Source organism: Teichococcus aerofrigidensis, from assembly GCF_054073225.1.
The window spans coordinates 1-10,344 of sequence record NZ_JBSXMU010000109.1 but is presented as its reverse complement, the minus strand read 5'-3'; the positions used below and the strand labels follow the sequence as shown (position 1 = coordinate 10,344).

Here is a 10,344-nt window from a genome sequence, read left to right as displayed (position 1 = left end):
CGCCGGCCCGGCGCGCCCGGGCCGCCGCCGCCTGGCGCATCGCCAGCGAATATCCGGCGACCGCCATGCCGGGCGAGGGCATCGCGCATTTCGCCGAGGCCGCGACCCGGCTGGCCGATGGCGCGCTGACGGTGACCGCCGCCCCCGACGCGCCGGACGGGCTGCGCTCCGCCGCCATGCTGCGCGCCGTGGCCGAGGGGAAGCTCGCCGCGGCGGACGCCTTCACCGGCGCCATGGCGAAGGACGCGCCGATCTTCCAGCTCTCCGCGCTGCCCTTCCTGACCGGCTCGGCGGCGGATGCGGCGCGGCTGCTGGATCTCGCCCGGCCGGCCTATGCCCGCGCCCTCGCGGCGCAGGGCGCGACGCTGCTCTACGCCACGCCCTGGCCGCCCTCCGGCATCTGGTCGCGCCGGCCGCTGACCGAGGCCGGAGCGCTGCAGGGCCTGCGCATCCGGACCTACGATGCCGCCGGCACCGCCGTGCTGCAGGCCGCCGGCGCCGCGCCGCAGCAGATTTCCTTCGCCGACGCGCTGCCCCGGCTGAAGGCGGGCGAGATGGATGCCGTGCTTTCCTCGGGCGATGGCGGCGCCGGGGCGCGGCTGTGGGAGATCCTGCCGAACTTCACCCGCATCGACTACGCCTGGCCGCTCAGCCTCGCCTTCTGTGCCAGCGCGGCGCTGGAGGCGCTGCCGGAGCCGGCGCGGCGCGCCGTCCTGCAGGCCGGGCGGGAGACCGAGGCCCGGCAGTTCCGCGCCATCGCCACGCGGCTGGAGGAGAACGGCGCCCGCCTGCGCGCCAACGGCGTGGCGCTCGCCGAGGTCCCGGCGCTGCGCGCCGCGCTGACCCTGGCGGCGCAGCCGGTGGTCGAGGCGTGGTCGGCCCGCGCCGGCGAGGAAGGCCGGGCGATTCTCGCGGCCTATCGCTGAGGCGGCCAGCGGGCGGATGGCCCACCCGCTGACCAGCCGGCGGGTAACCCGACTGTGTCCGTGCGCCGGCTTGTGGCCGGTCGAGAAGGGTCCGTAGCCTCGCCGCCCGTATCGTTCCTCCACCCGGTCCGCCTGTCAGGAAGGAGTTCAGATCATGCCGCTGCGAGGAATGCCGGAAGCGGGACGGCGCGCCGTTCTGGCCGGCTTGGGGATGGCCGGGGCGATACCGGCCGCCGCCGCGGCGCAGCCCGCCGCGCCACAGGTGTCCGCTCCGGCCGCGGCTCCTCCGGCCTCCCCGCCGGCCTCCTCGGCCGCCGCGGCGCGCGCGGTGGAGGCGGCGCGCGACGCCATCCTGCGCCTCTCGCGCGAGGTCTGGACCCAGGCCGAACTGAGCCTGCACGAGGAGAAGTCCGCCGCCATCCACCTGCGCGAGCTGGAGGCGGCGGGCTTTCGTGTCACCAGCCGCGGCACCTCCGGCATCCCCACCGCCTTCGTCGCGGAATGGAGCGCGGGTTCGGGCGGCCCGGTCATCGGCTACATGCCGGAGTATGACGCGCTGCCCGGCCTCGGCAACGCCGCGGAGCCGCGCCAGGCGCCGGGCCCCGCGGGCACCGGGGTCGGGCATGGCTGCGGCCACAACATGCTGGGCGCCGGCTGCACCGGCGGCGCCATCGCGCTCAGGGCCATGATGCGGGAGGCCGGCACCAGCGGCACCATCCGCGTCTATGGCTGCGCCGCCGAGGAGACGGAGGGCGCCAAGGTCTACATGGCGCGCGACCGGCTGTTCGAGGATTGCGACGCCGTGCTGGCCTGGCACCCCGCCCCCTTCGCCGGCGCCGGGATCGTGCGGCTGAACGCGGTGGACAAGGTGCGGGTGATGTTCCACGGCCGCACCGCCCATGCCGGGATCGCCCCCTGGGAGGGGCGCAGCGCCCTCAAGGCGGCGGAGATGTTCGGCCTCGGCGTGCAGATGATGCGCGAGCACATCCTGCCCAGCGCGCGGATGCACTACATCTATGAGCAGGCGGGCGCGGCGCCGAACGTCATCCCGGATTTCGCGCAGGTCTGGATCCTCCTGCGCGACCTCGACCGGGAGAAGGTCGGCACGCTGACCGCCTGGGTGCGCCAGGTGGCCGAGGGCGCGGCCATGGCGACGCAGACCCGCGCCGAGGTGATCCACTTCTTCGGCATGCACGACCTGCTGCCGAACGAGCCGCTGGCGCGGCTGCTGCACCGCCACCTCGCCGCCGTTCCGATCGAATGGACGGAGGAGGAGCAGGCCTTCGCCCGGGCCTGCCAGCGGGAGGCGAAGCTGCCGGAGGCGGGCATGGCGCCGCAGCCGCTGCCCTTCCTGCAGGAGATCTCGGCGGGCGGCTCCACCGATGTCGGCGAGGTCAGCTACCAGGCGCCGGTCGGCATCTTCGCCTGGCCGACCATGCCGCTGGGGGTCGGGTTGCACACCTGGCCCGTCACCGCATGCGGCGGCATGTCGATCGGCGACAAGGGATCGCTCAACACCGCCCGCGTGCTGGCGGCCGCGGGGTATGACCTGATGACCGACGCGGCGCTGCGGGAGGCGGCCAGGGTGGATTTCCGGGCGCGGCGCGGCGACCGGCTCTTCACCTCCGCCCTGCCGGCCTCGCAGAAGCGGCCGATGGGTCTGCCCGCCTTCATGACCCGCACCGGCGATGACGAGATGGTGTCGGGCCTGCAGCCGGACACCGGGGCGCGGAACGGGGGGTAGGGGCCTCACCCCTCCTCCGCCGTCCCCCATTCCGCCACCCGCGCCAGATGGTCGTAATCCGAGCGGGGCGGCCTGCGGCGCGGATGCGGGCGGGCGAGGAAGCGGCGCTCGCCGAGCAGGAAGCCGCGCAGCAGCGCCTCCGTCTGCGCCAGCGCCTCGGCCGCCAGGGCGTCGGGCTCGCCCTTCACCGGCCTCACCTCGCCAGGCGTGCCGCCCCCGGTCAGCCGCCAGTGGGCCAGCGCCGAGACCGGACGGGCGGCGATGCCCTCGAACCCGCCCGCCGCGGCGATGGCGGCCTCCAGCGGCATCTGCGGCGCGCGGCCGTCCTTCATCTCGGAATCGTTCGGCGGCGTGCCGGTCTTGTAGTCGATGATCGCCAGCGTGCCGTCGGACAGTTCGTCGATGCGGTCGGCGCGCACCTTCAGCCGCAGCCGCCCCTGCGCCAGCGCCAGCCGCCCCGGCACCTCGGCATGGCGGGCGGCGATGCGCCGCCCCTCCCGCGCCGCCGTCTGCGCCGCCTCCTCCTGGGCGGTGACGAAGCCGCCGATGCGCGCCAGACGCGGCCGCCAGAAGGCCAGCAGGCCGGGCCGCGCCTCGGTCCGCGCCAGCGCTTCCTCCGCCGCGTCCGCGAACCAGTCGCGGGCGGTGGCGAGGCCGGGCCAGCCGCCGGGCGCCTCGTCCAGGCGGCGGGTCCAGACCGCCAGGGCGAGGTGCACGATCTGCCCGTAATTCGCCGCGCCGACCTCGGCGTCGAGCGGGTCGAAGGGCGTCAGGCGCAGCACGTGGCGGGCGTAGAAGGCATAGGGATCGGCCATCAGCCCGGCCACTTCCGTGACGCTGATCTCGCGCGGCCGGTCCTCCACGGGCGGGCAGGGGGCCGGGCGCGGGCAGGGCCGCACCGCCTCCGGCTGGTCGAGCCGCGCCGCCCAGCCCAGCGCCGGGTGGCGTGGCAGTGCGAGGCCCCGGCCGCCGGCCTTCCGCGGGTCTTCTGCCTTCTGGCCGGCGAGGAAGGTCTCGAGCCGGGTCAGCCAGCGCGAGGGCACGGTCGGCGCGCCGGCGCGCTTGCGGGCGCGGGCCAGCACCACGCGCGGCGCCGAGGCGGCCGCCAGCAGGAAGTCGGCGGCGACGCGGCCGATCCGCGCCTCGGGCTCCGGCAGGCCGAAATCGGCGCGCATCGGCCGGCTCATCCAGGGGCCGGCCTCGGTCGCCTGCGGCCAGACGCCTTCCTCCAGGCTGCCCAGCACGGCCAGGTCGAAATCCTGCAGCCGGGCCTCCAGCAGGCCGAGGATGGCGATGCGGGGATGCTGCGCGTGCTCGCGCCCGCGGCCGATGCGGACCCCCGGCGCCGAGGGACCCTCCAGCGAGGAATCGAACAGGGCGGGCCAGGAGGCCGGGCTCATCGGCGGCAATTCGCGCAGCGCCGGCGGCAGGGTGGCGAGGTGCACCGCCAGGGGCTCGCCCTCCTCCCCGGCATAGAGGCGCAGGCCGCCCGGCCGCTCCCGCGTCGAGGCGAGGGCCTCGGCGGCCGCCAGATGCGCGTCCAGCAGGTCGGCCGGCGGGCGGGCGGGGCTGTCCGGCAGGCTGTCGAAACCGGCGAGCGCGGCCTGCAGCGCATCGACCAGCTTCAGGGCGGTGCCGAGCAGGGGCGCATCCTTCTCGCGCCGGAAGGCCTCGCGCACCCGGGCCCGCAGGCCGGACAGGCCGGGCGCGGGGCGGGGGCCGCGCAGGCAGCGCCGCTCGATCAACCGCACCGCCTCCATCCACTCCGCCCGCGTCATGCCGCCGGCGGAGAGGGGATGCTTGAGCAGGGCGAGCAGCGGCACCGGCGCGAAGCCCTCGGCCACGGCGCGGGCGAGCAGGCGCAGATAGGCCCCGGTCGGCGTCTCGCCGAGCGGCTGGCCAGCGGAATCGTCGGCCAGGATGCCGTGTCGCGTCAGCTCGGCGGCGACGCGGCGGCCCAGCTCGCGGTCGGGGGTGATCAGCGCGGCGCGGCTGCCGGGGGTCTCCAGCGCCTCGCGCAGGATCAGCGCGATGGCCACCGCCTCGGCCTGCACATCCGGCGCCTCCAGCAGGGCGAGGCCCTCTAGCGCGGGCGCCCAGTGCTCCGGCCGCCGCTCCAGCCAGGCCTCGATGCCGGCGGCCGGGCGCAGGGCGCAGGAGAGCAGCCCGGCGCGGCGCGCCAGGGCCGGGTCGCCCGCCGTGTTGCCGGGCCAGGGCATGAGGTCGGCGGGGGTGGCATCCATGGCCGAGAGCAGGCGCACCTGGCCGGCCAGCGGATGCGTGCAGCTCTCCCCCACCGCGGCCCAGAGCGCCTCGGACTTGATCTCGCCCGGCCCGTGCAGCACCACGGCGCCGCGCGGCAGCCCGGCCACCACCTTGAGCAGCGCGGCGGCGGCGGGGATGGTGCCGCCGACGCCGATCCCGGCGGCGATCACCGGCGCCTCCGGCGGCGCCTCGCGCCAGGCGCGGGCCTGGGCGCGCAGGGCGGCGACGCGGCGCGGGCCGATGTCCATCAGCCCCCGCGCCTGCAGCCAGGCGTCCCAGGCGGTCAGCACGCCGCGCAGGAACGTCAGCGTCACCTGCCAGTGGACGGCGAATTCCTCCGGTACCAGCCCGTCCAGCCCGTCATGCCGGACATCCTCCAGCGCTGTCTCGTCGAGGAACTCGGCGAGCGCCGTGGCCAGCCGCCAGGCCTGCTCCGGGGTGTTCGGCCCGCCGTAGCGGGAGGGCAGGCGCAGGACCAGCTCGGTCAGCACCGCCTGCCGCCGCGCTGGCTCGACGGCCGGCGGCAGATCGAGCAGGCCGGGCAGCGCCAGCTCGTCCGCCTCCTCGGTGGACAGGCCGGTCAGCGCCCGCATGCGCGGCAGCAGCAGGGCACGGCCATCCGCCTCGCGCAGGAAGGCCTCGCGCAGCGCCAGCGCGGCGCGGCGGGTCGGCAGCAGGATGGTGGTGCGGGACAGGGCCAGCGGGTCCGCCGCCGCAGCGCCGAGCTCGGCCAGCACGCCACGGGCCAGGGTGGGCAGGAAGGGGAGGTGGGCCGGGATCTCGAAGAGCCGCATGGGGAGGCAGGGTAGGGCCGATCGCGTCCCCATGGAATTGCCTCTGGAACTGCCCCGCCGGCGGTGGCGGCGATCACCCTCGGCCTCGTCGGGCCGCGCGCCTTCTCGCGCCGGATCGGCCGCAACGAGGCCTTCAACCATGCCGGCAACGCCGCCTCGGCGGCGCTGGCGGCGGGCACCGCTATCGCGGCACGGGCCGCTTCAACGTCAGCCAGGGGGCGATCGCCACCGCCCACGCGCTGGGCGCGGCGCTCAGCGCGACGCTCGCCGGGGGCATCATCGTCGGCTACGGCTATTCGGCCGCCTTCCTGGCGCTCGGCGCCATCGCCGCGCTGGGCTTCCTCGGCTACTGGTGGCTGATGCCCGAAACCCTCGACCGCAGGGCCCTTGCCGAGGAGGCCACGCAGCCCCGCCCCGGGCCTGCCGCGCCCGCATGAGCGGCGTGGTCAGCGCGGCGCCCGTCATCTGGACGATCGCCGCGCTGACCACGCTCGGCGTGCTGCTCCGCCCCTTCCGCTGGCCCGAGGCGGTCTGGGCCGTGGCGGACGCCGCACTGGTCGTGGCGCTCGGCCTGCTGCCGCCGGCCGAGGCGCCGCCCGTGCTGGCCGGCGCCATCCTGATCGCGGTCGATCTCGGCCCGAACCTCTCCGTCACCGGGTCGCTGGCGACGATCCTCTGGCTGGTGGCGCTGCGGCGCGAGGGGCTGGAGATCGGCGCCTGGCCGTTTCTGCGGATCGGCCTGCTGGCAATGCCGCCGGCGCTGCTGCTGGCGCTGGCGGGGCTGCTGCACGGGCCGTTCTGACCGGCTGTTCCGGCCTATCGCAGCGCCGCCGCCAGGGTCCGCATGATCGCCGCCGTGGCGCCCCAGACATAGTGCTCGTCATGCGGCCAGACGTCGAAGCTGCGCCGCTCGCCCTTCCAGATCGCGGCGCGGCGCTCCGGCAGGGCGGGGTCCTGCAGGGGGGCGAGATCGTATTCGAAGACCTGCGCCACCTCGTCCGGCGCCGGGGTGAGGTTGAGCGGCGGCTCCAGCACGGCGAGGACGGGGGTCACGTGGAAGCCGGTGCCGGTGACGTGCTCCGGCAACCGGCCCAGGATGCGCGGCAGGCGCGGATCGAGGCCGATCTCCTCCGCCGCCTCGCGCAGCGCCGCCTGCTCCGGCGTCTCGCCCGGCTCGATGCGGCCGCCGGGAAAGGCGACCTGGCCGGCATGGCTGGAGAGGGTGGCGGCGCGCAGCGTCAGCAACAGGCTGGGGCGCGGCCCCAGCACCACGGGCACCAGCACGGCGGCAGCGATGCCCGGCGGTGGCGCCGAGGGGACCGGGGCCCGGGCGGGGGGCGGGGCCAGCCGTCCCGGCTCGGAGAGGCGCCGCAGCACCGCCTTCGCATCCATGGGTGCGGGCCGGAGGGCCGGCGGCGCGCCGCTTCCAGCCTTGTCTGCCGAGATCCTGTCTGCCGAGATCCTGTCCGCGGCGGCGGACGGAGAGGACGGTCCGGCGGGCGCGCTCACGCCGTGGCGGCGCCGTTGGCCCGCACCCTGCCGCGGCGCGGCGGCGGGGCGGCCTCGGCCGGCAGGTCGTCGATCGGGAAGAACACGCCCTCGCTCCAGACGCCGAGCACCTCGCGCCCCTCCAGCGTCTCCGGCTCGGCTAGCGCCACCAGCTCGTAGAAGACGGCCCGGTTGATGCGCGCCTCCAGCCCGGCGCGCACCATCACGTAGGGGCGCGGCTCGCGCGTGCGGGGGTCGATCTGCACCCGGATCGGGTGGTCGGCGTCGGCGGTCACCATCTCGTCGAGGTTGGTGCGGAAGGTTAGGCACTGCCGTCCCTCGCAGCGGCGCCAGAAGACCTCGACGGCGACGAAGGGCGCATCCTCGACCTCGATCGAGCCGCGCTCGACCGGGGTCTCCAGCCAGTAGCCGCCATCCGCCTCGCGCTTCAGCACCGAGGAGAAGAGGCAGACCAGCTCCTTCCGGCCGATCGGGCTGCCCTTGTAGTGCCAGGTGCCGTCGCGCGCGATCCGCATGTCGAGCGCACCGCATTCGTGCTTCGGCCGGCCTCCCGGAAGCCTGACAGGACCTTTGCCGGTTTTCTGGGCAACTGTGGCGTGCCTGCAGCAGGTGTCGCCGCTACCTGGTGCCTTGCCGTCGCTTTGCCCTGTCGCGGAATGTTTCAATACTTCGTCCATGCGTCCGACGGTCATAGGCTTCCCCCAGTTGACATCGGCATTCCCGTGGCCGCGCCGCGCGCGGATGGGGTGGCCGAGGCGGGCCGGCTGCCCATATCGGGGGTTATATAAGGAGGCCAAGCGGCATGGTTGAAGTGGCGGACCCCACGGATCCCACCTTCCTGGTCGCGGAGGTGGAGGCGCTCGGCGCCCGTCTGGGCCGGGTGCGCGGCGCGGTGGGCCGCGTCATCTTCGGCCAGGAGGAGGTGGTCGAGCAGGTGCTGATCACCCTCCTGTCGGGCGGCCACGTGCTGCTGGTGGGCGTGCCCGGACTCGGCAAGACTAAGCTGGTGGAGACGCTGGGCACCGTGCTCGGCCTGGCCGAGGGGCGGGTGCAGTTCACCCCCGACCTGATGCCGGCCGACATCCTGGGCTCCGAGGTGCTGGAGGAGGGGGCCGACGGGCGGCGCGCCTTCCGCTTCATCAGGGGGCCGGTCTTCTGCCAGCTGCTGATGGCCGACGAGATCAACCGCGCCAGCCCGCGCACCCAGTCGGCGCTGCTGCAGGCCATGCAGGAGCGCAAGGTCGCCATGGGTGGCGCGACCTATCCGCTGCCCGCCCCCTTCCACGTGCTGGCGACGCAGAACCCGATCGAGCAGGAGGGCACCTACCCGCTACCGGAGGCGCAGCTCGACCGCTTCCTGCTGGAGGTCGAGGTCTCCTACCCCGATGCCGCCGCCGAGCGCGCCATGCTGCTGGCCACCACCGGGGCGACCGAGGCGCGGGCCGAGCCGGCGATGACGGCGGCCGAGCTGATCGCCGCCCAGGCGCTGATCCGCCGCATCCCGGTGGGCGAGCAGGTGCTGGAGGCGATCCTGAAGCTGGTGCGCGGCGCCCGGCCGGAAACCGCCGATCTGCCCGCGGTGCGCCAGCACTTGGCCTGGGGGCCGGGGCCGCGCGCGGCGCAGGCGCTGATGCTGGCCTGCCGGGCGCGGGCCGTGCTGGACGGGCGGCTGGCGCCGAGTCTCGAGGATGTGATCGCTCTGGCCGAGCCGGTGCTGCGTCACCGCATGGCGCTGAGCTTCGCCGCCCGCGCCGACGGGGTGCGGCTGTCCGAGGTGATCGGCGCGCTGAAGGCCAGTCTTGGCTGAGCCGCTGCCCCCGCCCGCCACCGCCCCGCTGGCGGCGGAGGCGCTGGGCAGCCGGCTGCCGCCGCTGGTGGTCGCCGCCGAGCGGGTTGCCGCGACGGTGATGCAGGGCGTGCACGGCCGCCGCCGCGCCGGCCAGGGCGATGCCTTCTGGCAGTTCCGCCCCTATCTGCCGGGCGATGCCGTGAGCCGCCTCGACTGGCGGCAGAGCGCCAAATCCGACCGCCTCTTCGTGCGCGAGACCGAATGGGAGGCGGCGCAGAGCGTGGCGCTGTGGCGCGATGCCGGGCCCGGCATGGCCTGGCGCGGCGGCGAGGGGCGGCCCGCCAAGGGCGAGCGCGCCACGCTGCTGCTGCTGGCGCTGGCCGCGCTGCTGCTGCGCGGCGGCGAGCGGGTGCGCCTGTTCGGCCTCCGCCGCGCCCATGCCGGGCGCGGCGCGCTGCCGGCCCTGGCCGATGCGCTGTCCCGCCAGGACACGCCTCCGCGCGACGAGAGCCTGCCGCGCCATGCCCGGGCCGTGCTGATGGGCGATTTCCTGGCGCCGCTGGAGGACAGCCGCGCCGCCATCGCCGCCCTGGCGGCGCAGGGCGTGCGGGGCCACCTGCTGCAGGTGCTCGACCCGGCGGAGGAAAGCCTGCCCTATACCGGCCGTGTCCGCTTCGAGGGGCTGGGGCGCGAGGCGCCGCTGCTGCTGCCGCGCGTCGAGGGGGTGCGGGCACTGTATGCCGAGCGGCTGGCGGCGCATCGCGCCGGGCTCGCCGCCATCGCCGGGGCGGCGGGCTGGAGCTTCGCCACGCATCGCACCGACCATCCGCCGGAGACGGCGCTGCTGGCGCTCTGGCAGGCGCTGGCCCCCACGGGACTGGCCCCCACGGGACTGGCAGGAGGCGTGGGCGGCGCATGATGTCCCTTGGTCCGGTCGGCTTCGTCGCGCCCTGGCTGCTGCTGGCCCTGCCGGCCCTGCCGCTGATCTGGTGGCTGCTGCGGGTGACACCGCCGGCGCCGCGCCGCCAGAGCTTCCCCGCGCTGCGCCTGCTGCGCGACCTGCCGGCGCCGGAGGAGACGCCGGCCCGCACGCCGTGGTGGCTGCTGCTGCTGCGCCTCGTTGCCGCGGCGCTGATCGTGCTCGGCCTGGCCCGTCCGGTCTGGGGGCCCTCGGCCGGTGCCGCCGGCGGGGAGGGGCCGTTGCTGCTGGTGATGGATGACGGCTGGCCCTCCGGCGCCGACTGGCCGGCCCGCGCCGCCGCCGCCAGCGCCGTGCTGGACGCCGCCGCGCGCCAGGGCCGCCGCGCCGCCCTGCTG

9 protein-coding genes are annotated in these 10,344 nt (G+C 76.0%); 6 read left to right on the top strand and 3 right to left on the bottom strand.

Annotation, left to right across the window (positions count from 1 at the left end; genetic code table 11):
- Both ACVMLK_RS17135 and ACVMLK_RS17130 read left to right on the top strand, forming a co-directional pair.
- On the top strand, window positions 1–926 hold a 926-nt coding region (locus tag ACVMLK_RS17135), incomplete at its 5' end, for a TRAP transporter substrate-binding protein (protein ID WP_457487088.1).
- A gap of 154 nt (window positions 927–1,080) precedes the next feature.
- Entirely contained in the window at window positions 1,081–2,670 is a 1,590-nt protein-coding gene (locus ACVMLK_RS17130; RefSeq protein ID WP_457487087.1) for an amidohydrolase, read from the top strand.
- A 5-nt stretch (window positions 2,671–2,675) separates the two neighbouring features.
- On the opposite strand, the gene addB is transcribed toward ACVMLK_RS17130, so the two are convergent.
- On the bottom strand, window positions 2,676–5,729 hold the full coding sequence (addB, locus tag ACVMLK_RS17125) for a double-strand break repair protein AddB (RefSeq protein ID WP_457487086.1): 3,054 nt from the start codon (window positions 5,727–5,729) through the stop codon (window positions 2,676–2,678).
- Window positions 5,730–6,162: 433 nt separating this feature from the next.
- Between addB and ACVMLK_RS17120 the strand changes: the two genes are divergently transcribed.
- On the top strand, window positions 6,163–6,531 hold the full coding sequence (locus ACVMLK_RS17120) for an ArsB/NhaD family transporter (protein ID WP_457487085.1): 369 nt from the start codon (window positions 6,163–6,165) through the stop codon (window positions 6,529–6,531).
- A gap of 14 nt (window positions 6,532–6,545) precedes the next feature.
- Here ACVMLK_RS17120 and ACVMLK_RS17115 read toward each other — a convergent pair whose 3' ends face one another.
- Complete coding sequence (locus ACVMLK_RS17115) at window positions 6,546–7,121, bottom strand: NUDIX hydrolase (RefSeq protein ID WP_457487084.1); 576 nt, start codon at window positions 7,119–7,121, stop codon at window positions 6,546–6,548.
- Between the two features lie 113 nt (window positions 7,122–7,234).
- Window positions 7,235–7,915: a DUF1285 domain-containing protein gene (locus ACVMLK_RS17110; RefSeq protein WP_457487083.1), complete on the bottom strand. Its 681-nt coding sequence runs from the start codon at window positions 7,913–7,915 to the stop codon at window positions 7,235–7,237.
- A 125-nt stretch (window positions 7,916–8,040) separates the two neighbouring features.
- Here ACVMLK_RS17110 and ACVMLK_RS17105 point away from each other — a divergent pair, with 125 nt between their 5' ends.
- The 3 genes from ACVMLK_RS17105 to ACVMLK_RS17095 form a co-directional block, all read left to right on the top strand.
- Window positions 8,041–9,045, top strand: a complete 1,005-nt coding sequence (locus ACVMLK_RS17105; protein ID WP_457487082.1) for an AAA family ATPase — start codon at window positions 8,041–8,043, stop codon at window positions 9,043–9,045.
- Window positions 9,038–9,946 carry a DUF58 domain-containing protein gene (locus ACVMLK_RS17100; RefSeq protein WP_457487081.1) on the top strand — a complete coding sequence of 303 codons (909 nt, stop codon included), beginning with the start codon at window positions 9,038–9,040 and terminating at the stop codon, window positions 9,944–9,946. Before ACVMLK_RS17105 ends, ACVMLK_RS17100 begins: the two co-directional genes overlap by 8 nt.
- On the top strand, window positions 9,943–10,344 hold a 402-nt coding region (locus ACVMLK_RS17095; protein ID WP_457487080.1), incomplete at its 3' end, for a BatA domain-containing protein. The genes ACVMLK_RS17100 and ACVMLK_RS17095, both read left to right, overlap by 4 nt.